This is a genomic window from Levilactobacillus suantsaiihabitans (assembly GCF_004745505.1).
Taxonomy (GTDB): domain Bacteria; phylum Bacillota; class Bacilli; order Lactobacillales; family Lactobacillaceae; genus Levilactobacillus; species Levilactobacillus suantsaiihabitans.
Genome location: NZ_RKLX01000028.1, coordinates 1 through 25,777 on the forward strand (window position 1 = coordinate 1; position 25,777 = coordinate 25,777).

The following is a 25,777-nucleotide window of genomic DNA, read 5'->3' on the forward strand; positions in this document are numbered from 1 at the left end:
TCCTCTATTCATAAAAAAACGTTTAAGCTCCAATAATTGAAGCGCTCAGCCAGGTCACACCACCCGAAAGCACCACCCACAGCGCTACTGGAGTATAGTCAAACATTGACACTCAAATGTACAGCTATCCACTAACTTAACCGATATCCAAAATACGGCTAGGCTCTCCCGTAGAGTCTAACCGTATTTTACACATTAACACTAGCCTTCCAACACAACCAACCAGTCGGCACGTATGGCAACACTAGGTTTGGCCAGCTAGTCTTGTTTCTTCCGCCGTTTGATTAGCGAAACGCCGGCCAATGCCAACAACCAGCTGCCAATCCAGGCTGCCAGGCCCGACCGCTGTTCGTCGGTTTGTGGCAAGGACGTTGCTGCAGAATTGCTAGCCTTCGTGGCCAACGCATCAGCGGCCCCGGCCGAACGAACATCATTTGCGGCCATACGTCCGGCCTGTTGGTCGCCAGCCCACCCCGTCGTGACTGGCTGGTCTGAACCACTCGTCGCTTGTTGGTGGACTTTGACACCAGCTGCCATCAGGCCTAACTTCTGCACCTCGCCGTTGGCTACTGTGTCATTGCCAGGGACCTTGATAGGCGTCGTTGCGGGAGCCCCTTCGTCTGCTGTTGCAGATGGTGGCGTCACATCCGGTTGACCGGCGTCCGGGTTCTCCGACTGGGTATCGCCGGGATCAGTTGGCGTTACGCCAGGCGTTCCCGGATTAACGGCGGGCTCTTGAATGTGATTGAGCGTGACCGTCGGCGCCTGCGGCAGGGTCGGGGTCGAAATTTCCGTTTCAACCTGCGCACCACCCGGTAAGGTTATCGTCCCCTGTTCCACCCCATTTGGCGCTGAAACCACTGGCGCATCAGCCGTCTTCAGCTCATCAGGGGTCGAAATTTCAGCTGTCAGCTCGGCTACTTCAGGTAAAGCGTCGTCGTCAACGAAGTTGGTTGTGATTTTCGGGGATGCTGTATACATGAAGTAATAGTTCTGATTATGAGCTGGATCTGGTGTCGTCCCCGTCAATAGATCCATAAATTCAGCTATCGGATCAAGGCTGGTAAACACGTAAAAATCTTGGCGTTCAGCCTCACCTTGCGGAAAGCTCTGCCCAGACCAGCCTCCCGATTCGCTTTTAGCCAGACCAGACGACCAAAATCCTGTAAGGTAATACGTTTGGTCATCATCTTTGGAATTTTTGCAGTAAGGTCCCACGCTCCGCAACACCGCTTCAATTTCAGCCCGTTTCTCCGAACTAAATACCGCGTAAAGAGGGACGTCGCCGTTTTCCGCGGACTCTCCTTCTCTAAACTTAAATTCTAAGTCGTTGCTACCCGAATCGGGAGTATGGTCAAAAAGGATATTCTGATAAGACTGAAAAATAAGCTGATGATCATACGCGGGGTTTAAGAAATAATTTAAATTATCGCCAAAGTAGAATCTTAAAGAAACAGTACTCATGCCCGAAGTATAATCAAAATCGCTTCCATCCTCCACTCCTGTCGTCCAGCCATTAGTCGAGAGGCGTTTGGGATCTCTCATAGACTCCGCGATGGCTTGATTATTGGCTTCATCCGGTGCACTCACCGCCAGCTCTGCCACAAACTTGTCATAGGTCTCTTTAAATGCCGTCAATTTGTCAGCGAAACCCTGGTACCGGTCAGCGACGGCTTCTGCGGCTGGATAGGCATCGTCATCCGAACTAGCAGCCAGCAAGTCCGCGTAACTCAACTCACCATTTCCCCCATTAATCGCTTGTGCAAAATCAGCTGCCTTGTTAGCCAAGTCATCACCGATGGCCGAAAAACTCTGGGTTAAGACTGACCACGTATCCGCCTTAAAAGCGGCATTGTAGAGTGTCTTCAACATGGCTTGTTCCCCGTTGATGACGTCAATGATTGTATTCAGGCGGGCCAAACGCTGTTGCAGTCGGAAATCCGCCGCCAAGGTCTCAGCGGCAGCTAGACTGGCCTGGTTTGCCTCTAAGCTCTGCCGCAATGCTGACAAATCTGGCAACTTATTATCACTAGCTTGCGTGCCCTGGCCACTGGCCGTTAGTGCCTGCTGATAAGCGGTTAACGCGGCTTGATAATCCTTCTGGCTCGTCATCAGTACGTCAATCGCAGTTGCCACGGCCGTTTGCTGGTCTTCAACTGCAGTCGCCAGGTTCCCAAAGTCGGGTAGTGATTGGGCTTCTGCCGCAATTACGGCGTCCAGATACGCTTGATACGTTTCCTGCCAATCTACTAACTGTCCCTGTAAGTTTGCCAATGCCGCGTTAGCAGCGCTTAAAATCGCTTCTTTGCCCATGTTGAGTTGCTCATAGGCTGCCTGGTAGGTTGCCAGGTCGGAGGACTGCTCATTAATTGCTGTCAGATAAGCCTGAATGATTTGTTGGTTAGCCTCACTGTTCACGAAGTCCTTGTAGGCATTTTGCGCCTTAGCCACCTGATCAATCGCGTCCACAATGGCCTGTTGCTTGGTCTTCAGATCCGTGTTATCCACCGTCTTAGATAGCTCCCGTAACGCGTCATTATAGGCTTTGATGGCTTCTCGACTACCGTCAACCGCATTTTTATAGGTCGTAATCGCTGCGGAAATATCCTCATAGCGGGCGTTAGCTGCGGCGTAGGCCCGTTGAACTTGGCGGTCGGCCAAGACCTGGTCCCAGTCAGCAATATCCTCTGATTTAATAACGGCGATGTCGCCACCTGTCTGGTCATTATATGCCGCAACGGCTGAATTATACGCCGTAAGCGCATCGTCATAAGTTTCTTTCAAGCCTTGTAGATCCTCATCCGTGATCGTAAAATCCTTGAGGGCAGCTGTTAACTCACCAGCCGCATCGGTCAAATCCGCACCAACCTGATTAACCTTAACGGAAATTTTATAGTTGGCGATACTGTCTTGTACCGCTGCTACCTGCTCAGCCACGCTAGCCTGAAAATCCGTGACGGCCTGCTGATAATCGCTTCCGGTAGTGCCGTCCGGATGCGTAACTTCCTTGACGGCGTTGGGTTGCTCCTTGATGGTGTCGTTAATCTTAGCCTGGTAAGCATCGATCAGTTCTTGGGCCTTTGTGGCCGCGTCGTTAAAACCGCTTGCATTTTGCTGGTAGTCATCTAAGGCTTTCTGCAGTTGATTCTGCCAATCGGCTTGCGAAGTCAAATCCGTCTGCTCCAACAACTCCTGCAATTTTTCCTGACTCTCGTTGACGGCCGCCGACTTGTCATTAGCCTCATCAACCTGTGTCTGCGCATCATCATAAGTATCTTCTAGTTTCGGCTCAGCTACCGGTTCAGCCGGCTCTTCGTTAGTTTCCGTGGCTTCTGGCACCGTTGCTGGCGCCACCTTGTCTGCACCGTTCTCCGCCAATTCCGCTTGCGGTGGGTCGTTAGTAGCGGCCGCGGCAGGCATCGCTTGCCCCATCCCCAGCCCGACCGTCACGGCCACACCGGCAATCAACCCTACCGCCCAATTTTTACCCACCTTATACATTTTATAGTGTACGTTTGCCATTTGATGCCGGTTGAAATACATGAGGACTCCTCCTTGATATATTTGCCTGTGAAATGACCAACTTGATTCATTTGTGATAAACTTAATTTAAGTATAACAAGGTTAATCCCATTTAGCAATCCGCCTTTTAGGTAATCGCTTTTACCCAAAACTGAGTATCCTGTAAATGAGATAACTGGAGAAATCGATATTAGTGACTTGGTACCACTTCTGGCTTATCGAACTATAATAAATAGTGTTAATAAATCGACTTTACCAACCATTTTCCTTTTCCGCCACAATCCCTAATGCACGCGATTGCGTTGACTAAAAACTAGCTCCCCCCTCAACAGACGTTTCCCTTTTCGATGTATATACGAGATACTATAACGTACGTACGGAGGCTATTTCATGTTAGAAGCTAAAACAAGACTTTTCAAATCAGGTAATTCCGACGCCATTCGTTTGAACAAGGAAATCAGTCGGGCTTTAAATGTTCGACCTGGTGATGAATTAATGTTAAGTACGACCCCGCTTCAAAATCTGTCATCATTAAGCAAGAAGAGCCCCGGATGGCTGTCAGTGATGACTTTAAACAACTTCTCAATGAGGCCTATGCTGAAAATAAGGGCGTCATGGATTTACTTAAAGAGCTATGAGATATTTAACACGGGATGAACTTACCATGGTCAACCGGCGCGTTATCACCGGTGCGGGTGAAGGTACTATTGGTATCGCTGACAACAACGGACTTGATGCCATTGTTAATCAGCCCCAGGCCGCCTTTACCCAACCATTTGGTTAAAGGCGGCCTGCATGCTACAAAAAATCACAAAAAAACACGTTTTTTTGACGGTAACAAACGGACAGCTTACTTGAGCATGTTTCTTTTCCTTAAGCTTAATGGGTTCCAGCTGAGTCTGCCGAAAGAAATAGCGAAGGACTTAGTCATGGAAGCCAATCTCGCCAAAGATACTGAAAAAGAAATGCTCAAGCTTGCGGCTTTCATCGAAAAAAATAGTCACCCGTTAACTTAACTGACAGTAAAAATACGGCTGGGCCCGCAACAACGCCTAACCGTATTTTTTACTGTCGCCATGTCAATTGCCAAAAACGGGCTGTCCGCTCAGCGCTCACTGCCTAACCTATTTCACCTTGAGAACCAATCGCTTTGCCGCCGAGACGTATTGGCCGTTAGTCAACTGGTAACGCGCCGTCAGCTTGCATTTGACCAGCTGCTTTACCCGGAGGATCTGTCCTTTCTTGTAGTGGGCCCGTTTACCTAAATGGTCCGTGGTTCGATAGCCGTTTAGTCCCTTCAGAACCTTGATTCGCTTGGCGGTCGTTTGGTAATAGGCCCGGTCGACGAAGGCTTTTCTCGCGGTAATGTAGCCCTTGCGTCCGGCAGCCCCCGGGGTGACCTCGCGTACGCGATAGCGCAACACGCCATGCTTGGAACGGGCATAACCAATGACCTTAAACATTGGCCGCTTGATGCGAGGTTGCTTCTGGTACCAGCGCAAGCGATTCTTGGTCGTAAAAGTTGGTCGCCGATACAAGCCAATCTTGCGCGTGGACCAGACCAGCTTCTGAGTTACCTTGGCCGGTCGCGAGGTCACAGCGTCCGGTTGTGGGGCTACCGGATGCGGCTGAGGGGCAGTCGTTTCCCCTGAAGCACCCGCGTTACCGGTCGTTTCCTTGGGGATTGGAATCTGATACGTTTGCGCGTAGGAGAAAACACTGCTGAGTGAAGAATTAGAAACTGGAACCGCAAAATACAGCACGCGAACCTTAACCGACGTGCTACCAGCTGGTACGTTGGTGATTCGTAAGGTATCGGGGTCGGACAGCTCTCCGGTAAAGTACTCCGGAGCGCCCTGGGCCAGCTGTTTCAATTCAGCTAGCTCGCCCGTACTTAACCGCGTCGCATACTTGGTCACCGGTTGCTGCGCATCCAACTGATTCACCAGCGTCAGGTCATTGCTCCCCAGTTCGACACTGGGGTATTCCGGATCGATAACCAGCCCATATGACTCTTCAAAGCCATCCTGATCCTGGGCCACCCCTTCTTGACTCTCTTGATGTCGATTAGCAGCAACGTGGGTTTGGACATTTTGGGGGTCGTCAAAATAATCCGGCTCGCCATGATCCATCCGGTAGCCGATCACCGTGGGCACCTCTTGGTTGGGATCTTGCTGCATCTGAATCTTATTTTCGGGAAAAGCCGCAAAGGGAACCGTGAGCGTATTGCCGACCAATTTCACAGCACTGGTATCGGGGAGCCTGATACTGCCGTGTTCCCGTTGGAATGGGGCCGCAAGCGTCAGATTGGCGGCTGAAAACTGTTGATTCTCGGATTCGCTTAGCAAAGCTTGCTTATAGGTCAAGTACGGACTAAAATCAGTCACCCGATTTTGGGCAAACCCCAGCCTGAGTATCGCCCTAGTCGTCAAGTCGAGGTTCGCCTGAACTGTGTGCACAAAGGTCGCAAATTCTGAATTGCCTAAGTTATTTTTAGAAAAATCGATCTCCGATGGAAAGGAAACAACCTCTCCCTTGTAATTGGTCAGGCGATTGCTCATCATGGCCTTGGTAATCGTAGCGATGTCCGTTGACTTAAGTGCTGACTGATTGTAGAGATGCAGCCCGGACAAGCCCCTGGCAATCCGCAACAACGGCGTGTAGTCGGTCATCGGCTGGTCAATGTAAATTGAGAATTCTAGATTTACAAGGTCCTTCATTATTATCTTATTATCGGTGACATTGATAATACGTTCCCCACTGCCGCTCGCACTACGTATGTTGTATTTTTCCAAGGCCGCCCGCACAATATCAGCGTTAGGGTCACCTTGGGGTAAGAGATCATCTAGCCGGTCTGAAAGAGCAATTGGCTTTTGGGTAACCGGATTGATATCCGCAGCAGTATCCGCATGACCTACTGTGGTTGGACACACTAGCCAAAATGTCGCAATCAATAAAATGGCCATTAGGCTGATTTGTAAGTATGTAACGCATCTTCTTTTCAAGAGATTTCCCTCCCTAAAACAAGTTATAGTCGTCATTATGACACCTTTAGTTTATCACACTTGGTATACTTATTTAACCAAAAATAGGATTGATTTTATTGTGCATTTTTCATTTTTGCATTTGATAGTTTATGCTAATAATTTGTGTGGCTAATTGTCATACTTGTCTGCTGGACGTGAACCAGGTGCACTGTCAGTGTCTCCACGTTATTTCTCGATGATGGGATTGGCGTGCCGCACTCGCCCTATCCTGTGCATGTTCCTGGCTTAGTCGACGCGTTGTTCCCAAGCCAATTGTCAGGTGACTTTGGGTAAAAAATGTCAAACGGAAAATATTGTACAAAAAAACGGTCAAGCTCCTACTTTAGAGTTTGACCGTGCTTTTTAAAATTAGCGTCCGCAGCTTTTGCACAAAGTTTGGCTGCCATCCGACACGCTTTGAAGCGCTTAGTGAGGAGTGCATGCAAATGTATTGAATTCTGAGTACCAATACCGCACAATGAAAGCATCAACAAACAAAAATAAGGTGGCCAATAATGAACAAGAAAAGAATGCAAATCACGCTAGACCCTTATGACAAGGAGAATGCTGAAAAATGGTGCGCGCAGAATTTGGGCTCAGTCTCAACCAATACATGGTCATGGAGGCCAAGAGGTTAGCCAATCAATATTTAAGCGAAGACGATGCTTCACCAGAAACGCAATCTGTTATTGACCAGGCTGTTGCCGGAACTCTTAAAACGTCAAAACCACAGAGTGCAGACGACTTTCTGAAAGCCTTAGGTGTTACTGTTGAGTAAAGTTAAAATCGAACTCACCAGTGTAAAAATCAATTAGGCCATTAAAAAACACGGTCAAGCTCCTACTTTAGAGTTTGACCGTGCTTTTTAAAATTAGCTAGCGTCCGCGTCTTCCTGTACAAACGTATGCTTGTCATCCAGCACATACTGGAACGCCACGGAGTTCAACATCAAGCTTGCCCGAAACAGAGCCTTGATGCCTTGTTCATTGCTCATGACCACGAAGAATTCCCGGTCAGTGCCGCTGACGCGTTGGAAATCTTCGTATTCACCCTTGAACCCCTCTTTACGGAACAAGGCGATAATCTTCATCATTTCAATCTGTGATACTTCTTTGTCTGCCAATTCAATCTCTTTTCTCTTATCTAAATTTTCGGTTGCTAGCGGCCCCGCTAGTGACCGCTAGTGACTAAACGTGCAGCTACCGAGCAGCCAGTTGCGCTTAACCCCAGCGGTCGCATCAGCCATGCTGGCTAATCCGCCCACTGCCGTTAATGCTCACTGCCTAATCGCTCTTCGCCACACTCTCAATTTTTCCCACGAAAAAGCCGCCCCCACAAACGAGGCGGCTTCGAGTCAGTTGAGAATTACTTGCCCAACTTCGTCTTGTTAGTCATGTTTAACTTGTCATCGAAGTCGTAGACAACGGGTTCACCGGTTGCCATTTCGAGGTTCATGATGTCATCGTCGGAAATCCGTTCGATGTACTTGGAAAGGGCACGTAATGAGTTACCATGAGCGGCGATAATCACGTTCTTGCCGTCAAGTAGCTTTGGTGCGATTTGGTCTTCCCAGAATGTACTAATCACGACGTGCCAAACCCGTTGGTATGACTGGATTTCGTAACTATCTTTTCTCTGGATAGTTGCCAGTTAGTGACAAGATAAACCAATTAAATATCAACCAAGGAATTCAATACTCTATCTAAATAGAGCGAAAATAGAATATTTTACGACTTATTTCAAAAGCTTTTTCATTCATCTAGTTGCAAAAAAAATACCGAGCGCCACAACAGCACTCAGCATTCTCCCAATCTAATCAGGCATACTTTTTCCGAGCTTCCTTAGCCTGCATATCCACAACTCGGACCAACTCCACAATCACAGCTGCACCCATCTTCAATAAAATCCTTTTCACCAGGTACCAATCCACCTTCATTCAATTTCACCGCCTAGCTCTGCCCAACTAAGCTTACCGTCAACCAGTACGCCTGCTACGTACATCACATCAAGTTCTTCACTGGCTATGATATAGCCCAACACCTCGTTGTCGCAGGTGCCATACATATAAACCACTACTTGCCGGGGTAGCTCTTCACGCTCTAATTCTCCCGGTAGTAAGTTTTCATCCAACTCATCTCGTCCCAGCAGGTAGGCCTCACTAGCCACATTGAATGGAATACTACGCTGGCTAGTACTAACCATTTTCAACCTAATCCAATCGCGCCACATTTCTTTATCAATCATCCAGTCACTCCCTTTTTTCTATGTTCCCTATGATCCAAGCTATTAAAAAACCGCTAACTCAATAAAAGCTAGCGGTGCCGTCACTCAATACTTGGTTCCACAACGCAAGTCATTCTTTGCCACCTAGCTCTCTCCGTTCGTCTACCAGTGACTATAAAATCTTTGGTACCATCTGAATTTCTTCCAACCCAAATATACAGATATGCCACTCCTGAAAAATGGAATAGAACATTTGATGCGGCCGTTCCTGACTCCATCAACAATAGTTGAATTCCCACTACGAAATCAGCACTCAAATCCTCAGCTCGTCCTCCATATACATTTTGAAAAGAATGATACAACTTATCGATATCTTCTCCCGACAAATCAGCATCTAATTTCGTAATCTGTAAAGACTTCAACATCTGAATTCTCCTCCAAACAAAAAATATCGCATGGCCACCACTAGGGCACCATGCGATATTTTCAATTAACTTTTTTAATAATCATCACTAGTTATTTCCAAATCGATTGTGTCACCATCGCCACTGCCGTGCACCCAGTATGCGCCTTCATAATCGCCTGTAGAAACATCTAGATTGTATTTACCAGGGAACAGGCCACTACTCAACTCACGCTTCGTAATCGTCTGATCCTTGCCATCAGTTATTTTAACCTGCATAGAATCTCCGTAACCCGTGTAATTGTACAACTTGACTGGTGATTTACGAGTCGTGAGGTAATAACTATTAAAGAGGCCCAAGACCTTCTTACTTTCAACATTGAAGTGATAAGTTACTTTAGTTCCAGCTACATGCCGGCCATCCACAATAATCTTACCAATCTCGCTGATTGAATCGGTGGAATTATTATGCATGTCTGTGACAACACTCTTAGCACCAATCTCACTAAACTTAATGTCTTGCTGATCTTTAGAGAACTGCTTCAAGAAGAGATCTCCATCTTTATTCTGAACAGCTTTTGTGATGTTAGCTGCTAAATGATTCTCGGACACAGCCACCTGAGTTTTCACAAACATAACCCCACCAAAAACAACAATGACAGCCGCAATCGCTAATGCGATGATATCTTTTTTCTTCATTGGCCTACTCCTTCTTATCAAAGAACATCAAAATCATAGGGTAGATTGCGACTAATGGAATCATCATTAGCCAGGCAATTCCAGTGTTCTTACCAATGTAGTCTAAACGTCGCATGGCAGCTGACACCAACAGAATTGCAGATAACCAAACGAACAATTCACGAATACCTGGGAGAGAGATAACTACAAAATTCAATAGGTAAACAGCTAAAAATCCCCACCAAAAGACCGACTTGCGACTTTCAGGTACTCCTCCATTGAATTCAAAGGCATGTTGCATAATGTACTGAATGCTACCAACAAATCCTAATTGGGGCTGTGATTGAGGCCCTTCACTACTTGTGCTATCCGTTTGACTTTCCTTCACTGAATCTACGTTTAATGATTCTGATACAGTCGTTGCTGTTGCTGCCTGATGTTGACTATTACTTTCAGTTGAATCTGGTTGAACAGTTGCTACCGGCGTACCACATGACGGACAAAACTTCGCACCCTCGGCTAATTTGTGACCACATTTCACACAATATTTCATTCCTAAAACAGCTCCTTGTTATGATTTGGATTACCATTCTCTCGCGTTACCTGACGAATCCACTTTTGAGAATAGCCATACTTCCTAGCTAATTCTTGTTGATTTTGCCCGTTGTATTCTTTCCTTACTTTCTCAGCCGCTAACTTCCTGTCATACAAATGCGTTGGTATCGTCATTTGCATGCCTTTATACTGTTGATAGATTTTTAGCATCGACTCTACCCCGACCAATTCACTAAGCCCTCGATAGAAGTGATGCAATGCTGCTACCTCAATTTTATCGCCCATCTCACCCTCACCACCTTTAGCCTTAATATTAGATAAGTCATCATCCTTTCGGAACAGCACTTTGGCCATCCCCTTTCCTTGAATTCTGCCATCCATTTGTCCTTATCTTTCTATTCGCTAATGACACGCAATGCCTGATTGTCAAATTCTTCAACTTGTTCTGGCAATAGACCAATATAATATTTTTCCGTCACCATCGTATTAGCATGTCCTAGGTAATGAGAAATATAGTTGATGGAGATGCCTTTATCGGCAATCATCAAACTAGCCAGTGTATGCCGCAATGTATGTGTGCTGTACTTCGGCTCAATTCCCAACCTCTTCTGTAACTGATGGTAGGACGTATTGATACTAGCCGCCCGAGTCAATACACCTCTACGATTCAACAGTAAGAAATGCTGTGGGTTGGCGATCCCTAGCTGAAACAATCTCTGACGATGAAATGCTATCCACCGTCGTAAAATTAACGAGACTTTAGGTGGAATGGGTATTGTCCGTATCGCATGTGGCGTCTTAGGTACTCTTAACGTGTAATGGAAACTATCCCAGGATTCATCCACACGAATGGTGTTGTGTAGCAAGTCAATATCTTCATACTTCAGTGCCAGACACTCACCCACACGCAATGCCGACTGAGAAATGATCATGATAGCCAGTCGATTGATGTCATACATCTGATAGTCATAGTTTAAGAGGTAGTCTCTCACCCTCTTAAACTCACTAATCGCCATGAATTTCTTATCGTCTGTTTTAGTTAGACTAGCGTCCGCAATGATATTCAACTCACCCTGGGCCGGGTTACGGGCTATGACACCGTCAATAACGGCATCGCGTAAACAGGCCCGAATATGCATGAGGTCTTTACGCGCTGTTTCGTGGCTCATTCCTAATATATTTAAGAAGTGTTGTAGCTTGCCCCGATTGAGTTGTTCAACGGTCACGTTGCCCATAAACTGTTTAAAATGATTGTAACTTACGCGATACGTCTCCAACGTATTAGGGCTGACCACCGGCTCCTTGTACATTTGAACCCAATGCCAGTAGTAGTCAGTAAACTTCCAGTTTGCCATCTCAAACGTAGTCCCCGTATCAAAGTCAACCTGTAGTTGATGCAGCCACTTCTTGGCCTGTATCTGGTCGTCAAATGTTTTCGTCTTTCGGCGCCTACTCGACCCTGAGCCAATCGTGAACTCAGCCTTATAAGCTTTACCGCCCTTCATTGGATTAGGAAACACTCGACTCAACTGGATCTTCTCCCTTCTTGATTGTCTTCATCCAATCCGTTCGCCACGCTGAAAACTGCCATTGTTCATTGCGGATGGCTAATGGATGAACTGGCTTCCCTTGTCCATTGACTAGTAGCAAGATTTTCTTGAACATTTGCTCGTCAGTCACAGCCTGCCAAAACTCTTTCACCCGGGCCAAGGCGACCTCAGAACGATCTGGTAACGAGCCAATAGCCACGATGACTTGGTCCGCTTCTTTGCATGCCTTCACTAGCTCTGTCATACTGTCCTCAGCGTATGCTGCAGACAAGCTCTTGTTGGTTGGCCATTTCACTGACCGAGTAAATAGGTTAGCTATAATTACCCCACCGTACGTCTTCATTTCCAGCGCAGCATTCCTAATGAGCATTCCCGTAAGGTCTTGTTCCAGTAGGCCGTGGCTAGCTGGATAGTTAGCTAAAACCAATACGATGGGTTTGGACGTATCCCAAACCTGCTTTACCCAATAGACATCCTCACCCTTGGATTTTTGCGTTATCTCTATCGTTGCTTTGGACAAATGCTTGCGTTCGTCTGTCGCTGCTGTCATACGTATCACTCTCCAAATAATTTTTATTTCATAACCACCTAGGCCACCTTAGCCACTAAAAAACACCTACAGCCATTTACAATCTGTAGGTGCTTCAGTAGTTATTCATATTGATAATATATGTTTATAATTATTATCTATTCAGCAGGTGATTCAGGTGGGCTAAGTGGCTCAAAATATAAAACCTTTTAGATGTCGGCAATTACGTTAGCTACTTGGCTCTGCTGATCTTCAATCTCATCAGGAATAAGCCCTAGGTAATATCGCTGAGTAATCGTTTCTGAACTGTGTCCTAAGAATCGGGAAACATAGGTCAGCGTGATGTTAGGATCTTGAATCATCTGTGACACCAAAAAGTGTCGCAATGTGTGAGTGCTAAACAAGGTCTCGAAGCCTAGCTCTTGCTGAAGCCGATGGTAACGATAATTGATTCCAGTAGCACGTGGAAGCCGTCCATTATCCATTAGAAAGAGTAATTTCTTGGGGTTGGCTATACCAGCTTCAGTCAACCAAGCATCGTGCTTTCTCTTCCACGAATCAAGCGCTTCCACGAGCCACGAAGTCATAGGCACGTCTCTCACCGCGTGTGGCGTCTTAGGTGGTCGCAATTCTTGATTAAGAGTATCAGCACTCTCATCAATGTGAAGTAGCTTTTTTTCGCTGTTTATATCGTTCTCACGTAGGGCAAGGGCCTCACCTACCCGTAGACCTGTCTGGCAGATAACCATCAGAATCATCAGCGGCGCTTGCGTCATGTTATTAATTTTCTGACCCATCAGTTCGTCACGCACAGCTTGATACTGCGCTTTAGTCATGAGTGTCTGTGCTTCAGGGCGCGTACGAGTAGCATTGGCAACCAGTCTAATTCGTTGAGCTGGATTTTGAGAAATGACCCCATCTGATACAGCATCGGCTAAGGCTGCGCGAAGATGGACGAGATCCTTGCGTAAAGTTTCAGCAGAGTGGTTCCGACCTAACGCGTTGAAATATCCCTGCATGACTGGCCGAGTCAACTCTGCCAACGTAGCCGTTGGCAGATACCGCTGAACATGTTTGTTAGTTGCATCATACGTGGACTTGGTCGCTGGAGCGACGTCCTTCTTAAACAGTCTAAACCAAACACTCAAGTACGAAGATAATAACATATTTTGATTAAAGTATAGGCTACTTGAATGGGTTGCTACCATCTCAGCCAGCCATTCCTGGGCGTCGTGCTTGGTATCGAACACACGACTAATTCGAATACGACCGTGGTGACCGCTACCCTGGCTGAATTCAGCTTTCCAAGGCTTAGCGTGCTTGCCTTTACACGGATTCTTGATAATTCGTGAAATATTTAGACAACCCCTTTCGATTATAAAAAAGAAGCGCCATCGATGGACGCTCCCAGACTCTCTTAACAATAATCAAACCAATTACGACTACGCTTCTTGACATATTCCAGTAATTCATTTTGGGGTAGCCGTACTCTTTTCCCATGGTCGAATTTCATTCGGGGCAGCTCCGGATCTAGGAGAAGTTCTTTCACATTATCAGGCGAAATGCCTAGCATATCAGCCGCCTTCGATATAGTTAGTAGTCTTGACGTGTTTCCGTCGATACTATTTCTCATTTGCTTTACTCCCTTCAATAGAAATGTGATATCCAGCAATGCCCTTTCGATGGCCGTGCATGTTGACAACAACTGATTCTTTATTATAAACATTGCTTACTTCCGCCTTTACTTTCTCTAAGAAGACACGCTTATCAAGGGTCCCCACATCCTCCAAATCATTTTCCTTGAGCCAATCAGCGTACACAGCCCGCAGATCACTGAAAGCGATTTTACTTCCATTACTAGGTAAAAAGCACTCTTTAACAAATCTTCGTACGGGCTGATTATTGAGGACATAATGAGCCTTCGCTTTTTGCATCTCTTTCGACTCTGTGAAATTATAATCATTACTACGAAGCCGCCGAAGACCAGCAATGGCCCAGTTTAGGATACCCGACAGCTCTTGCCCTAATTCCTTAGGTAGATTGGGATTAACTTTATCCTTGGCAATATGGATACTAAAGGGCAAAATATTCAATCGGCGAACAAATCCTTCAGAGGTATCAGTAGTAGTCGGTAAATTATTCGTACTGAAGATGAACTTCGTCCGTAAAACTACTGAGAACATGTCACGATTCTTCGGATTTACCTGCACAGGATCACCAGAGGTTATAGCCTTAAGTTCAGCAGTCGTGAAGTCAACAGCCTCGCCTTCATTACTGATATTAGCCAGTTTCCCCACTAACGGTGACAGTCCAAAGTTTCTGCCAAGGGCTTCGATATTACTGGCCGAGACGCTATCTGAGCCTAATAACTGAGTTATCAGCCCCAAGTAAACCGATTTTCCGTTCTGGCCTGAGCCATGAATAATGAGAAAGGCGTGTGCCTTATTAGTAGGGTCGAGTAAGTATCCGGTGTATTCTTGTAAGAATTTCTGGCTCATTTCGTCCGGTAAGTCTTCGTCCAAAAAATTTTGAAATTTTGAACACTGAGCCGTTTCATCTAGAATGACATCAGAGTAATGTAGTACCAATTTGTCGGGATCGGCATCACCACCATCCTCCAACGTTTCTAAGTTCAAGAGCTTACCACCGAAGCTACTGTACTTGGTATCAAAACTAGACAGTGCAACAGGCTTCAATGAGTGGCCTACCAGGTCCAATATTCTAGTCTCCGTATAGCTGGTCCAGCCATCAACCGTAATGGTATTAAGTAGTGCCGCGATGGCCTTGCGCAAGACATCGTTGTCGTCAATATATTCGTAGCACTTCTTATGCCAATCATAGATCAACAAGCCTTGTTTATTTGCTAATTGTGTAACAGCAAAAACTCTTAAGAGTAACTTCGCCATGCCTTCGTGATTAATCATCAGCGACTCCTGGGACGAGGAAAGCATCTGAGCTTCTCTTTGAAGGAGCTGCAACCCGAAACTGCTAATTGCTTCACCAATGGAAAGATCATTTTCTTTCTCGTTCATTCTCTCGGAGTCCATGTACATTCTCCAGGCCTTTTCAATTGACTTCCCCATAAAGCCGAATTCATTGTCAAATAGGTCAGATTGACAATCACATTTTCGAAATGCGCTAATCCGTAGTTTATCCCCAATGTTATTCGTATCACTGAAGTTAAAACTAGGATTGACATATCGACGAATGTAATTTAACCGCGGATTTTTTAACGCTCTGCTTTCACTCATTAGTAGATCCTCCTAATTCAATGTCTCAATACCGATATTATTAATCGGATCATTGTCGTTTGCATCGGCACGGAACATTTCCTCACGAATCTTGGCACTAGTTGAGGTCACCGGCGTATCGGGGGAAGTGTGGGGCGCGGTGGTCGCCTTTTCATTAGAGGGGTTAATCCAGTCCCAATCGAACGTTTGTGGATATTCGATTCCTCCACTGACATAATTCTTAAGTTTAAGGTTGCAGCGTACATTACGCCAAGTTGACAGATTCAGTTGGCCATTTGGAACATATGGCATCAGGCTCTTAATTAGAGCTTGCAGACGAGGGCTGTTGTTACCAAATACTCTGTCAACAACATTGTGTCCTTGAATCTTAAAGACTAGCTCCAAATATTTGAGGCCATCGTTTCCCTCTCGGGTAACATCGATTCTAACTAGCGTGCAATCTTGATATGCGCCTTCCTTTAGCGCAATCAATGCATTTAAATCTAAATAATCATTATTCATAATTAATTTCCTCCTAAAATTTGTGTCTTAATAAGCTTTGTAAGCGGTATCTGATAATGCAAATCAGTTGCTGCAAGTTCATAAGCCTTGCGAATTTGCCGGGATACTGATGGGACTTCATCAGCTTTACACCAGCAAATTATTTCATCATAGATAATATTGACGATACGAATATCATCTGGAAGACGAACCAATGCTTGTTTCAGTAGCATTGAAGACGCTGATTGTATACTTAGATTCTGCTTAGTTGGTAGTGGGATTTCTGTATCTCCAATCCTTGGAGAAAACTTAGTTGGCTGCAAACCATACCAAATTACGTCGGATTGGCGGAAACGCCGTAATGCCGATAGCATTTCAGGATACAGTTGTTTTAACAACTCTCCAGGTGAAATCACTACCTTGAAACCACTCTTAGCCGAGATTTCATGAAGACGCTTTGAACCGGCCCCATAGACCGTTCCATAGATTATCTTCTTAGATAACCGCCTCATTTGTTCGCTCACGGTATCTTCGGGAACCCCAAAGAGCCTACTAGCAAAATAACGATGAATATCTTCACCTGAAAGCAATTGCGCCAACAGCTTCGTACAATTAGCGTATCCCGCCAATAACCTCAACTCAATTTGAGACTCGTCAAAGCTTACATAGACAGCCTTCTTACCATCTATATTTGGAGCCACATAGTAGTTTCGCATAGCCCTAGGGAGTCCGGTCATAGCCAAGTGGCTTGCTGCTATTCTTCCACTGAAGGAAGAATACGCATCCCACTTACCAGTTAGCAAAGATACCCCAGAACTATCTGGACCAGGTAAATCTGTGACAAACCGCTTCAGGAACTGGTCCACATTTCGCTTCTCTAAAAGAAATTCGATTACTGGATCATCGTGTCGGTGATTCACTAGCCACTGAGTACCTAGTGAATCAACCATAATCCCCCTAAGACGGGCCTTTTCAGCAATCTGTTTGTCATCTTGGACTGAGTACATACCCATATGAAGATACTTCTGAATCTCATCAAGAATAATTTTTCTTTTAGAGGCCCAGGGCAATATCCCTTCAGATATCCATGATTTATAATCTAATGCAAGCGATGTATAATTCATGGACTCAACAATTGGATTGACACGCTTTTGAACTTCAAAAGCGACTGCCATTCCTGTAGTCTGAATATAATTCTCACACCGCGACAACTCCTCAGACGTTCTGATTGTTCCCGCTTTTAGAAAGGCCATTCTTTCGATAGCTGATACCGGTAGACTGGCATTAGTAACCATATAGTCACACCTTTCTTAATTAAATTATCAAAGAACATACCTAATTTTTGTTCAGCAAAGCGCTTCGCTAAAGTCTGGGTTTTGACGAGTAACAATCAAGATTGCATAGCCAACATAGCCATTGCCCCCTCAATTACACTCACGTATGCTTTGATACGCACAAATATTAGGTGTTGCTGCTTAATGACTCGCGCCATCTCGCTTTGATGTACTTAGATTACTGCATTCAAAAGCAAAAAAAATACGCCTGTTTACGGAAACAGGCGTAAAAATGCTCAATGAGACTACATATATCGGCAATTCATAGTTTTTATATTTTTTTGCCTTGAGATCGTTTCTCTTCCTCCTGTAATATTGCTACAGCATTGGTTAGCTCATCTAGCGCAGCTGTTAAACGTGAATTAATGCCTAATTTTACAACCTTAGAGGCATCTGACGAATAATCAATAAGGCTCTCCACTTTACTTACTTTCTTCAAAACTAGATTAGTCAATTCTTTGGAACTTTTGAATTCCCTTTCAAAAACATCATTGGGAGCGATTGGATCTATCGCCGCATTAAGCATCCCCTCTAAAACATGGATGCTTCCGGGGTCACTATGATACGGATAAAGTTGTAATCCATGGCCCGAATGGTCAACGATTACGTCATCTTTAATATCTCGATAGTTAATCGACACTTCTTTTGGATTGGTATCTCCATATTTAAATTCACTGGAAATAAATTCCGCCAGCATATTTCCTCGACGAGTTATCTCTTGCGAACTTTCATGTACTACTTGAGCATTGTCTCCATTTAAATCAGTAACAAATCGTTTCAACCCACTTCTTTTTAACGAACCGATATTTAACCTATTGATTCCTGCTCGAGGCTGACCCAATCCCATTGATCGCATTATCAAATTATTAAGCGATATCTTTTTTTCGCTACTTTCATCTAACCTCAGCTCTTTATTATAAATATCTGAAGAAAATGCAACGATGATAAACGCTATCAATTGTTCACTAGTCCACTTATGCGGTCGCTTTAAAAAAGTAGAACCTGGTCTGTTAAGTTTAGGCTTTAACTTATTTGGACCCTTGATACTGAATGTGTCTTCTAACCATTTCGAGTACTCTTTTAATAGTCCTGATTCCACTGACCGCTCATAAAAATTTTCATCATTGATTAGTTTCAAAAATGTATCGCGAACAATGCGGTTTTTACGACGCGATTCCATCAGATTCTTACCTAGTTCATCCTCCTCACCGTGAACTTCAATATCTACAATTCCCTTAAGTACATTATTAATACTTATCTCCTGCATACATACCACTAACCTTTCGACGCACCTTGGGCTTTTCCATTAAGGATACTCGCGCCTCCTCTTGTACACAAGCCCATTTTCTTCCCCCAACCACCCCCAACTCCCCCGAATGGTGGACATGGGGACACTGGGGGAGAATCGAAAAAGAGCAACCAAACAACCGATTGGGTCTGTTGGTTACTCTTTTTAAGTTTCAATGACTAGCTAGCTTCATCATCCTTAGTCACAAAGGTATACGTGTCATCCAAAAATTAATTCATCCGTTGTACTCAAAATTCAATGCATGAATTCTACCCCTGAGTTCCTCCGTAAATGAGAATGCTATGTTCCCTGTCTCGAAACCAGTCTCTGTCTCACGCCGAATCAATGTTGCCGGATTGCTGATGCCTGTCTCAAATTCATCAGCGCTTAAAATCTTAAAGTTAGGTTTACGTTTTTGATAATAACGGTACAATAATAACATCGTTTTACCGTTCTTTAATGTTGCATCTGTATCAAATGGCGGCTCTGCGTAACCCAGACTATGATTCTTCTGCATTCCATATGCCAACTGAGGAACAATATCTGAAACGTTACTAATACCAACGTCAGGTAGTAAACCATAGCCACCACCTAAATTATGGGAATACCTCTTAGCACCATACGGATATGAAGGACTAGTATCTCCCAAAATTAGTTTAGCTCGTTTGAACGACCACGTGGTAGCATTATTTCTTACAATATTATAAACTTTTTTGAGTTCTTTCATGTACCCAACGCTTTTGGCTTTCTTAACCTTAGAACGATGTACCCAACCATTAAAGACCTTATCCTTATCAGCCACGTAATAATAAACTGATTTTTTTCCTCCCTGTCTAAAAATTGCTTTGCGATATACATAAAACACGCGACTAGCATACCTTTTACTGATTTTGTTCTTCCATGTCAAGTAACGGAATGTCATCCTATGTTCTAATCCATTATGATATCCATAATCCGTATCATACAGATATCTAACTCTGAGATGAACTGGTTTAACCAACGATGGCTCTGTCATCTTGATAAGTTTTGTCGAAGCAAATGCTGATGCGTTGCCTAATATCCATAAACTCCCCACACATGCTAGCAAAACTATCATAATACGCATCTCTTTTTTCATGTCACTGCTCCTACTTTAATTCTATTCAATCAAAGCTACAACACACTTTCCCACTCTCTGAATCCACTAGCACATTTTCAACTTGCCTTAAGCATGCTAGCTAATTGAACTCAAACTAACCAATTTCACCAAACGCGATAGCTAATAAGCTACTAACAACCGCATCTATTTCTGCAACCCATCAATCGGATCTACCATGGCCCTTGCAAGTTCCGTAGCCTGAACCCGTTGCGTATTGAATGGATCACCACCATTTACAGAGTCCAAGTACTTGGCGTACAGCCGCTGTAAATTCCGATTGATTGATGAGCTAAACCGTCCTGAGAATAACTGATATTCGGCGATTCCGCCAGCAACGTCAGCTTGATTGCCATCGTAGACCTCAGCTGCAATTCTGACAGAGACCTGTGCTAAATTATTCTGAGCATTTTCAGTTGAATAGGCATGTTTTAAAGATAATTTATCAAATTGCGGCATAATGTACTTCTGGGCTCGTGGCGTCATATTCAACACAATCTTCTTCATAGCAGCAACGTCTTTCTTAGCCTGGGCGTACTGCTGAACCTTCTGAAGATTTCCTTTCCAAATCCATCCCTTAATTCGCTTATTGCTGCTTGTCACATAGTAATAATAGGCTTTCTTTCCGTTGCTCTTCTTAATTTTCGATGACTTAGTTGCATAAAATTTTGTGCTTAGATACTTTCCAGCATTATACTTTTTCTTAGTGAGCTTAGCGCTAGTATAAATATAGCCACCAGTAGTCTGATACGCAGTTCTCTTCAAGCTGGTTGTCTTAATCACCTTGGCTGCTTTTGTCTTAGCTGACGCAGAATCGGGTAATGAAATCGAGGATGCCACTACTCCTAAAACAACACCAGTCGTTGCTAATATGTACAATCCCTTTTTCATCTAAAAAACCTCCATCTAGGTAAAATTTAAACCAGTTTAATTGTACTAAATGACACTATATATACAAGGCATGAATATATGGCCATCTTCCTTGTAAACGCCACAAATCATTTCCTTGATTGAGCTCATCTATGGTGTGAAAAACCATCAATTTTCTCTTCACAAGTCTAAAAAAATACTGCCAGCCCCTTTGATTGGGTCTGACAGTATTTTGTCTTAATAACGTGGATAACTGCTCATCAGTTCACGACACACTAAAGACTAGCTAGCTTCGTCATCCTTAGTCACAAACGTATGCTTGTCGTCCAACACATACTGGAACGCCACGGAGTTCAACATCAAGCTTGCCCGAAACAGAGCCTTGATACCTTGTTCATTGCTCATGACCACGAAAAATTCCCGGTCAGTGCCGCTGACGCGTTGGAAATCTTCGTATTCACCCTTGAACCCCTCTTTGCGGAACAAGGCGATAATCTTCATCATTTCAATCTGTGATACTTCTTTGTCTGCCAATTCAATCTCTTTTCTCTCATCTAAATTTTCGGTTGCTAGTGGCCCCGCTAGTGACCGCTAGTGACATTTTTTCCCACGAAAAAGCCGCCCCCACAAACGAGGCGGCTTCGAGTCAGTTGAGAATTACTTGCCCAACTTCGTCTTGTTAGTCATGTTTAACTTGTCATCGAAGTCGTAGACAACTGGTTCACCGGTTGCCATTTCAAGGTTCATGATGTCATCATCACTGATCCGTTCGATGTACTTGGAAAGGGCACGCAGCGAGTTACCGTGAGCGGCGATGATCACGTTCTTGCCGTCAAGCAGCTTTGGTGCGATTTGGTCTTCCCAGAAAGGCATAACGCGTTCCAGGGTAACCTTTAAGTTTTCCCCACCAGGTACGATGTTTGGATCCAAGTTAGCGTAACGTGGATCCTTAACAGCTGAACCTTCAGCGTCTGCGTCCAAGAGTGGTGGCAAGACATCGTAAGAACGACGCCAGATGTGGACTTGGTCGTCACCGTACTTTTCAGCGGTTTCCTTCTTGTTCAAGCCTTGTAAAGCACCGTAGTGACGTTCGTTCAAACGCCAAGTCTTGGTTTCTGGAATCCAAAGTTGGTCGGATTCTTCCAAAACGTAGTGTAACGTCTTGATGGCCCGCTTCAGAACTGACGTGTAAGCGTAGTCGAACTTCAAGCCAGATTCCTTGATCTTTTGACCAGCGGACTTAGCTTCTTCAACACCCTTTTCGCTTAAATCAACGTCAACCCAACCAGTGAACTTGTTAGCCAAGTTCCATTCGCTCTGGCCGTGGCGAATCAATACTAATTTTGCCATCACTTATAACCTCTTTCTGTCGTAGAATACCTTGTCATTTTACACCATCTAGCCGCGGATTTCAGCTAAATTGTGCGGTTCTTTGCATGTAATCGTTTTCTTCTGTGAGAATCCTGAGAAGCTGGTCAAACGAAAACGGCCATCCCCATCTTCCGGACGGCCGTTAGGTAACTGCGATTATTTCTCGTTATTTTGACTATGGTTGCGGCGTATCTCCCGCAATTTTTTCACGTCGACGTGTGGCGCCGGATGCAGGCCATGGACCGGTCGTACGCCCAGGATATCCAAGAAGAATGTGAAAATTGGCACCCCGACGATCAAGCCCCAGACACCAAACAGTTGCTCACCCGCTAACAACACGACGAACGTGTAGAAGATGGGCAATTCGGTGCGGCTCGACATGAACTTGGGATTGAGCACGTAGGCTTCCAGCGCGTGGACCACAACGATCATGACCAGAATGTACACGACGTAGCGGAAGCCACCCACGGAGTAGCCCAGAATCGTCAACGGTACGATGGACACGATGACCCCGGCCACGGGAATCAGGCTTAAAATAAAAATCATAATGGCCAGCGTCGGCAGTTGTGGCATCCCCATGATAGCCAGCACAATCGTGGTAATCACGGTATTGCACAAGGCAATGAAGAATTGGGCCTCCAAGACGACCCCAAAAGTATTGACAAATTTCGTGGCAAAAAAGTTAATGTCTTGAAAGAACCACCCGTAGGTACTGGTCAAGAAGCGCTTGGAAAACTCACCCATCTGCTTACTTTCAATCGTGAAGAAGAAGCTCAAGATCATGGACATGAACACCGTGGCCCCAAACGAGCCAATCGTCGACACGTAGGTCAGAACCAATTTGGCTCCGTTTTGCAGCTGATTGACGATGTCGGACGTCTGAATATAATTTGTGACATAACTGATAATCTCATTACTGTTATTTTTCGGATTTTGATAAAACTTGTACAGGTTCTCAATCCCGTGAATCGAGGAATTCAGAATCTGCGGCAGATACGTGGTCACCGCCCAATAGAGCGCGCCAATCACGACGACGTAGGTGACCGTCACGATCAGTGCTGGCGGCAGCTTGACGACCTTGCGAATCGCCTTAACTAATTGCAGGACCAAAAACGTGAAAATAAACGTCAGCAGAATCATGTTCATTTCCGCGCGAATCAGCCAGAGCACAAAGATCATCAACGCCAGCACGGTAAAGCGCCGGAGCCGAATATTTTCAACGAAGCGTTGCCATAAACTCAATGATAAATTCCTCCATCTCGTAATAGCTTTATTATACCGTATCTCGGCTAAATCCCTAATAGTTTCGGTGAATCTCGGTCAAAATTCGAAATTAGACTAACGGTTCACTGTTGCTGCGATAGATGACGTCCCCAAGAATTGGCCGAATGCCGGCACATCAGCATGTGCCACCAACTATGGATACGGCCGGTCGCTGGAATTTTAAGCTGCTGACCACCACAATCGTAGCCGGACGTCCGCTAAATATGAGCTCAGCCGTGGGAGTTTCCTTAGCGGCATGTCCCTAGCCGCTTAGGAAACTGGCGTCTTTGAGACGCGGGTCATCGGCTCAAAGCGAGGTCGAGACCGCACTATGGCTCGACCGGTCCGCCCACCGCGTTCCAGCCTCATATTTAGCGGACGGGAGGCGGCAATTTTAACCAATCCGAAGGCAACAAAAAAGCCCAGGTGCCAAGCCCAGGCTTCCATCCTAAGTTACGATTCAACTTCCTCTAATACTGCCGACCGTTGATTGCCAAAAGTCAGTTGGAGGTCATCCAACGCTAAGGCGCGGTGAATGATGGCCGAAGCGCCACCCAGCAGGGACGCTTCCTTGGAGTTCTTGGTCAAGAGTAACGGGGCCTTGCGGCAAATGTCCATTTGCCCCACGTATTCCCGTACTTGGTCCATCAATTCCGGCAATAGCTCCAGAATCGGTGCGTTGACCACGATGGCATCCGGCGCAAACGTGCTGGACAGGTTGCCCAAGACCTTGCCCAGGTAGTAGGCAAATTCATCCAAAATACTCAGCAGTTCTGGCCGGTGACCTAAGTAGTCCCGCCGAATCCGGTTCACATCGACGCGGTCTAAGTGTTGATAGGCCATGATCCGTTGCAGCACATTGCCCTCCGCAACGTAATGGTTCACGGTCTCGGTATTATCTTCTTGATACCGGTCCGCCAGTGGGCAACAGCCGATATTGCCGGCTTCACCGTTGTGGCCCCGGTAGAGGTGGCCTTCCGTCACAATGCCCGCCGCCACTTGGTCACGGATCGTTACCGAGATCAAGTTACGGTAGACGCCTTCGCCCGCGAAGTCCCGTTCATAAATAGCGGACTCGTTGGCTAAGTTTTCCAACACAACGGGGACCTGAAATTTATCACTGAAGTATTTTGCCAAATCAAAGTTCTTAAAGCCTTTCAGTGACGCCCCCAAGATTTGATTGTCATAAATCGTGCCATCCAGACCAAACGCAATTCCGAGCAACCGGTTAGGACTAGCGGAGACCGTGTGATTGATGCGTTCATCGATCATGTCTAAGACCGAGGTTAGGTCCACGTTGCGCGTCGACACGCTTTCATAATTCTCAGAACGCCCGTCCAACCGACAGGTGATCATCGAGAAGCGCGACCGCAAGATGTTAATACTGATAACATAGCCATACCCCACGTTTAGCAATGCCATCACTGGTTTCCGACCGCCATTCCGGGTGCTGACACCGTGACCAACCTCACGGATCAACCCTTCGTGTAATAACTGACTATAAATATCCGAGACCGTTACCTTATTCAGACTAAGATTTCGTGATATCTGGCTCCGCGAAATTGGGCCAGCATTCACAATCTGCTGCAAAACCTGTTTTTCATTGGTGGTGCGCATAATGTGTTTGTTGATAATCATAATTTTCTTGGTAACACTGCTCCCCCAATAGCTTGTGGTGATTCGGGAATCAAATCAGTTTAGGTTGCCCCATCCCCCAAGGTTGGTGCTCACCCGCATATTGTGGGGCCGTGTTACCTAACCCCCCTTGTAGATTCTGATTCTAACTATATAGTAATTCCTCTTAACAAATAGTGCTCGGATTATGACTCGCGAATTTTCTGGACGATTTTTCGGTCAATTTTCGGGAAAGCGCCGTTATGACCGGGTTTGCGGCCCGAAAATGGCGAAATCCGTTAGCAATTTGCTCGCTCAGTTGATTAACCGATTTGTTTACTAACCTACCTTACATGTCAAGTTTTTACCTCAAAACGTTGTAAAAGGTAAGGTTTCTTACTTAATCGACTGAACTCTTTAACGGGCAATCTAATTTCACCCGCGTCGGCTGGTCCCGACCAAAAGCACCTGGCCACGCACCCCAATCGTTCAACCACGACCGTTTTCGACCGCAGAAAAACTGAACTGCCACACTATGTGAAGGGTTAGGCAAGCTCGGCAAATTTGGGTTCTATGATATTTGGTGTTGATGGAGAACTCCATCGACGCCATTTTTGTATAAAAAAGAGGCATATCACCTCTGTGCTACAATCAAGTCGTCGAAACCAATTGAAAGCGAGGAAAA

Annotated in this window: 26 protein-coding genes; 3 read left to right on the top strand and 23 right to left on the bottom strand. The window is 45.4% G+C overall.

The window, feature by feature from the left end; all coding sequences use genetic code 11:
• Window positions 1-258: 258 nt before the first annotated feature.
• Window positions 259-3,543 (bottom strand): KxYKxGKxW signal peptide domain-containing protein, encoded by a 3,285-nt coding sequence (locus EGT51_RS11640; RefSeq protein ID WP_135368875.1) that lies wholly within the window; start codon window positions 3,541-3,543, stop codon window positions 259-261.
• Between the two features lie 369 nt (window positions 3,544-3,912).
• On the opposite strand from EGT51_RS11640, the gene EGT51_RS11645 reads away from it, so the two are divergent.
• Together EGT51_RS11645 and EGT51_RS11650 are read left to right on the top strand one after the other, a co-directional pair.
• Complete coding sequence (locus tag EGT51_RS11645; RefSeq protein WP_135368876.1) at window positions 3,913-4,179, top strand: AbrB/MazE/SpoVT family DNA-binding domain-containing protein; 267 nt, start codon at window positions 3,913-3,915, stop codon at window positions 4,177-4,179.
• On the top strand, window positions 4,176-4,538 hold the full coding sequence (locus tag EGT51_RS11650) for a hypothetical protein (RefSeq protein ID WP_225428738.1): 363 nt from the start codon (window positions 4,176-4,178) through the stop codon (window positions 4,536-4,538). The genes EGT51_RS11645 and EGT51_RS11650 overlap by 4 nt, the downstream gene beginning before the upstream one ends.
• A 108-nt stretch (window positions 4,539-4,646) precedes the next feature.
• Here the strand turns inward: EGT51_RS11650 and EGT51_RS11655 are convergent, their stop codons facing one another.
• Window positions 4,647-6,527: a DUF5776 domain-containing protein gene (locus EGT51_RS11655; RefSeq protein ID WP_135368877.1), complete on the bottom strand. Its 1,881-nt coding sequence runs from the start codon at window positions 6,525-6,527 to the stop codon at window positions 4,647-4,649.
• 595 nt (window positions 6,528-7,122) lie between these two features.
• Between EGT51_RS11655 and EGT51_RS11660 the strand changes: the two genes are divergently transcribed.
• Entirely contained in the window at window positions 7,123-7,326 is a 204-nt protein-coding gene (locus EGT51_RS11660) for a hypothetical protein (protein ID WP_135368878.1), read from the top strand.
• A 93-nt stretch (window positions 7,327-7,419) separates the two neighbouring features.
• Here EGT51_RS11660 and EGT51_RS11665 read toward each other — a convergent pair whose 3' ends face one another.
• The 21 genes from EGT51_RS11665 to EGT51_RS11765 form a co-directional block, all read right to left on the bottom strand.
• Window positions 7,420-7,671, bottom strand: coding sequence for a hypothetical protein (locus tag EGT51_RS11665; RefSeq protein WP_125575839.1), 252 nt, complete (start codon window positions 7,669-7,671; stop codon window positions 7,420-7,422).
• A 242-nt stretch (window positions 7,672-7,913) separates the two neighbouring features.
• Complete coding sequence (locus EGT51_RS11670) at window positions 7,914-8,189, bottom strand: 2,3-bisphosphoglycerate-dependent phosphoglycerate mutase (protein ID WP_225428741.1); 276 nt, start codon at window positions 8,187-8,189, stop codon at window positions 7,914-7,916.
• Between the two features lie 291 nt (window positions 8,190-8,480).
• Window positions 8,481-8,792, bottom strand: coding sequence for a hypothetical protein (locus tag EGT51_RS11675; protein WP_135368880.1), 312 nt, complete (start codon window positions 8,790-8,792; stop codon window positions 8,481-8,483).
• An 80-nt stretch (window positions 8,793-8,872) separates the two neighbouring features.
• On the bottom strand, window positions 8,873-9,196 hold the full coding sequence (locus EGT51_RS11680; RefSeq protein WP_135368881.1) for a hypothetical protein: 324 nt from the start codon (window positions 9,194-9,196) through the stop codon (window positions 8,873-8,875).
• Between the two features lie 74 nt (window positions 9,197-9,270).
• A complete protein-coding gene (locus EGT51_RS11685; protein WP_135368882.1) occupies window positions 9,271-9,873 on the bottom strand; it encodes a hypothetical protein in 603 nt (200 codons plus the stop codon).
• A 4-nt stretch (window positions 9,874-9,877) separates the two neighbouring features.
• Window positions 9,878-10,405, bottom strand: coding sequence for a zinc-ribbon domain-containing protein (locus EGT51_RS11690; RefSeq protein WP_135368883.1), 528 nt, complete (start codon window positions 10,403-10,405; stop codon window positions 9,878-9,880).
• 2 nt (window positions 10,406-10,407) lie between these two features.
• A complete protein-coding gene (locus EGT51_RS11695) occupies window positions 10,408-10,788 on the bottom strand; it encodes a Mor transcription activator family protein (RefSeq protein WP_225428739.1) in 381 nt (126 codons plus the stop codon).
• 14 nt (window positions 10,789-10,802) lie between these two features.
• Entirely contained in the window at window positions 10,803-11,927 is a 1,125-nt protein-coding gene (locus EGT51_RS11700; RefSeq protein WP_225428742.1) for a tyrosine-type recombinase/integrase, read from the bottom strand.
• On the bottom strand, window positions 11,917-12,507 hold the full coding sequence (locus EGT51_RS11705; protein WP_135368884.1) for a DUF1643 domain-containing protein: 591 nt from the start codon (window positions 12,505-12,507) through the stop codon (window positions 11,917-11,919). Before EGT51_RS11705 ends, EGT51_RS11700 begins: the two co-directional genes overlap by 11 nt.
• A 188-nt stretch (window positions 12,508-12,695) precedes the next feature.
• Window positions 12,696-13,694, bottom strand: coding sequence for a tyrosine-type recombinase/integrase (locus tag EGT51_RS11710; protein ID WP_135368885.1), 999 nt, complete (start codon window positions 13,692-13,694; stop codon window positions 12,696-12,698).
• A 209-nt stretch (window positions 13,695-13,903) separates the two neighbouring features.
• On the bottom strand, window positions 13,904-14,212 hold the full coding sequence (locus EGT51_RS11715) for a helix-turn-helix domain-containing protein (protein WP_318531320.1): 309 nt from the start codon (window positions 14,210-14,212) through the stop codon (window positions 13,904-13,906).
• On the bottom strand, window positions 14,109-15,737 hold the full coding sequence (locus EGT51_RS11720; RefSeq protein WP_135368887.1) for a DNA primase family protein: 1,629 nt from the start codon (window positions 15,735-15,737) through the stop codon (window positions 14,109-14,111). The genes EGT51_RS11715 and EGT51_RS11720 overlap by 104 nt, the downstream gene beginning before the upstream one ends.
• Window positions 15,738-15,749: 12 nt before the next feature.
• Window positions 15,750-16,238 carry a hypothetical protein gene (locus EGT51_RS11725; protein ID WP_135368888.1) on the bottom strand — a complete coding sequence of 163 codons (489 nt, stop codon included), beginning with the start codon at window positions 16,236-16,238 and terminating at the stop codon, window positions 15,750-15,752.
• A 2-nt stretch (window positions 16,239-16,240) separates the two neighbouring features.
• Window positions 16,241-17,512 (bottom strand): DNA polymerase, encoded by a 1,272-nt coding sequence (locus EGT51_RS11730; RefSeq protein ID WP_135368889.1) that lies wholly within the window; start codon window positions 17,510-17,512, stop codon window positions 16,241-16,243.
• 310 nt (window positions 17,513-17,822) lie between these two features.
• Window positions 17,823-18,818, bottom strand: coding sequence for a hypothetical protein (locus EGT51_RS11735; RefSeq protein WP_135368890.1), 996 nt, complete (start codon window positions 18,816-18,818; stop codon window positions 17,823-17,825).
• 256 nt (window positions 18,819-19,074) lie between these two features.
• Window positions 19,075-19,956 carry a hypothetical protein gene (locus EGT51_RS11740; RefSeq protein WP_135368891.1) on the bottom strand — a complete coding sequence of 294 codons (882 nt, stop codon included), beginning with the start codon at window positions 19,954-19,956 and terminating at the stop codon, window positions 19,075-19,077.
• A gap of 165 nt (window positions 19,957-20,121) precedes the next feature.
• The gene (locus EGT51_RS11745) at window positions 20,122-20,865 is read right to left on the bottom strand and encodes a hypothetical protein (RefSeq protein WP_135368892.1); all 744 of its coding nucleotides are present in this window, start codon (window positions 20,863-20,865) and stop codon (window positions 20,122-20,124) included.
• Window positions 20,866-21,126: 261 nt separating this feature from the next.
• Window positions 21,127-21,378 (bottom strand): hypothetical protein, encoded by a 252-nt coding sequence (locus tag EGT51_RS11750; RefSeq protein ID WP_135368893.1) that lies wholly within the window; start codon window positions 21,376-21,378, stop codon window positions 21,127-21,129.
• A gap of 123 nt (window positions 21,379-21,501) precedes the next feature.
• Window positions 21,502-22,194, bottom strand: a complete 693-nt coding sequence (locus tag EGT51_RS11755) for a 2,3-diphosphoglycerate-dependent phosphoglycerate mutase (RefSeq protein ID WP_125575731.1) — start codon at window positions 22,192-22,194, stop codon at window positions 21,502-21,504.
• 177 nt (window positions 22,195-22,371) lie between these two features.
• Window positions 22,372-23,457 carry an AI-2E family transporter gene (locus tag EGT51_RS11760; protein ID WP_135368894.1) on the bottom strand — a complete coding sequence of 362 codons (1,086 nt, stop codon included), beginning with the start codon at window positions 23,455-23,457 and terminating at the stop codon, window positions 22,372-22,374.
• Window positions 23,458-23,931: 474 nt separating this feature from the next.
• Window positions 23,932-24,900 (bottom strand): ROK family protein, encoded by a 969-nt coding sequence (locus EGT51_RS11765; protein ID WP_225428740.1) that lies wholly within the window; start codon window positions 24,898-24,900, stop codon window positions 23,932-23,934.
• Window positions 24,901-25,777 lie beyond the last annotated feature (877 nt).

Coding starts and splice junctions, on each gene's coding strand:
- EGT51_RS11725 (WP_135368888.1), bottom strand. CDS start 16,238: ATGAATAATGATTATTTAGATTTAAATGCATTGATTGCGCTAAAGGAA.
- EGT51_RS11755 (WP_125575731.1), bottom strand. CDS start 22,194: ATGGCAAAATTAGTATTGATTCGCCACGGCCAGAGCGAATGGAACTTG.
- EGT51_RS11710 (WP_135368885.1), bottom strand. CDS start 13,694: ATGGTAGCAACCCATTCAAGTAGCCTATACTTTAATCAAAATATGTTA.
- EGT51_RS11640 (WP_135368875.1), bottom strand. CDS start 3,543: ATGTATTTCAACCGGCATCAAATGGCAAACGTACACTATAAAATGTAT.
- EGT51_RS11705 (WP_135368884.1), bottom strand. CDS start 12,507: ATGACAGCAGCGACAGACGAACGCAAGCATTTGTCCAAAGCAACGATA.
- EGT51_RS11650 (WP_225428738.1), top strand. CDS start 4,176: ATGAACTTACCATGGTCAACCGGCGCGTTATCACCGGTGCGGGTGAAG.
- EGT51_RS11660 (WP_135368878.1), top strand. CDS start 7,123: ATGGTGCGCGCAGAATTTGGGCTCAGTCTCAACCAATACATGGTCATG.
- EGT51_RS11745 (WP_135368892.1), bottom strand. CDS start 20,865: ATGAAAAAGGGATTGTACATATTAGCAACGACTGGTGTTGTTTTAGGA.
- EGT51_RS11680 (WP_135368881.1), bottom strand. CDS start 9,196: ATGTTGAAGTCTTTACAGATTACGAAATTAGATGCTGATTTGTCGGGA.
- EGT51_RS11730 (WP_135368889.1), bottom strand. CDS start 17,512: ATGGTTACTAATGCCAGTCTACCGGTATCAGCTATCGAAAGAATGGCC.
- EGT51_RS11735 (WP_135368890.1), bottom strand. CDS start 18,818: ATGCAGGAGATAAGTATTAATAATGTACTTAAGGGAATTGTAGATATT.
- EGT51_RS11715 (WP_318531320.1), bottom strand. CDS start 14,212: ATGTTTATAATAAAGAATCAGTTGTTGTCAACATGCACGGCCATCGAA.
- EGT51_RS11740 (WP_135368891.1), bottom strand. CDS start 19,956: ATGAAAAAAGAGATGCGTATTATGATAGTTTTGCTAGCATGTGTGGGG.
- EGT51_RS11690 (WP_135368883.1), bottom strand. CDS start 10,405: ATGAAATATTGTGTGAAATGTGGTCACAAATTAGCCGAGGGTGCGAAG.
- EGT51_RS11685 (WP_135368882.1), bottom strand. CDS start 9,873: ATGAAGAAAAAAGATATCATCGCATTAGCGATTGCGGCTGTCATTGTT.
- EGT51_RS11720 (WP_135368887.1), bottom strand. CDS start 15,737: ATGAGTGAAAGCAGAGCGTTAAAAAATCCGCGGTTAAATTACATTCGT.
- EGT51_RS11675 (WP_135368880.1), bottom strand. CDS start 8,792: ATGATTGATAAAGAAATGTGGCGCGATTGGATTAGGTTGAAAATGGTT.
- EGT51_RS11645 (WP_135368876.1), top strand. CDS start 3,913: ATGTTAGAAGCTAAAACAAGACTTTTCAAATCAGGTAATTCCGACGCC.
- EGT51_RS11695 (WP_225428739.1), bottom strand. CDS start 10,788: ATGGATGGCAGAATTCAAGGAAAGGGGATGGCCAAAGTGCTGTTCCGA.
- EGT51_RS11765 (WP_225428740.1), bottom strand. CDS start 24,900: ATGGCATTGCTAAACGTGGGGTATGGCTATGTTATCAGTATTAACATC.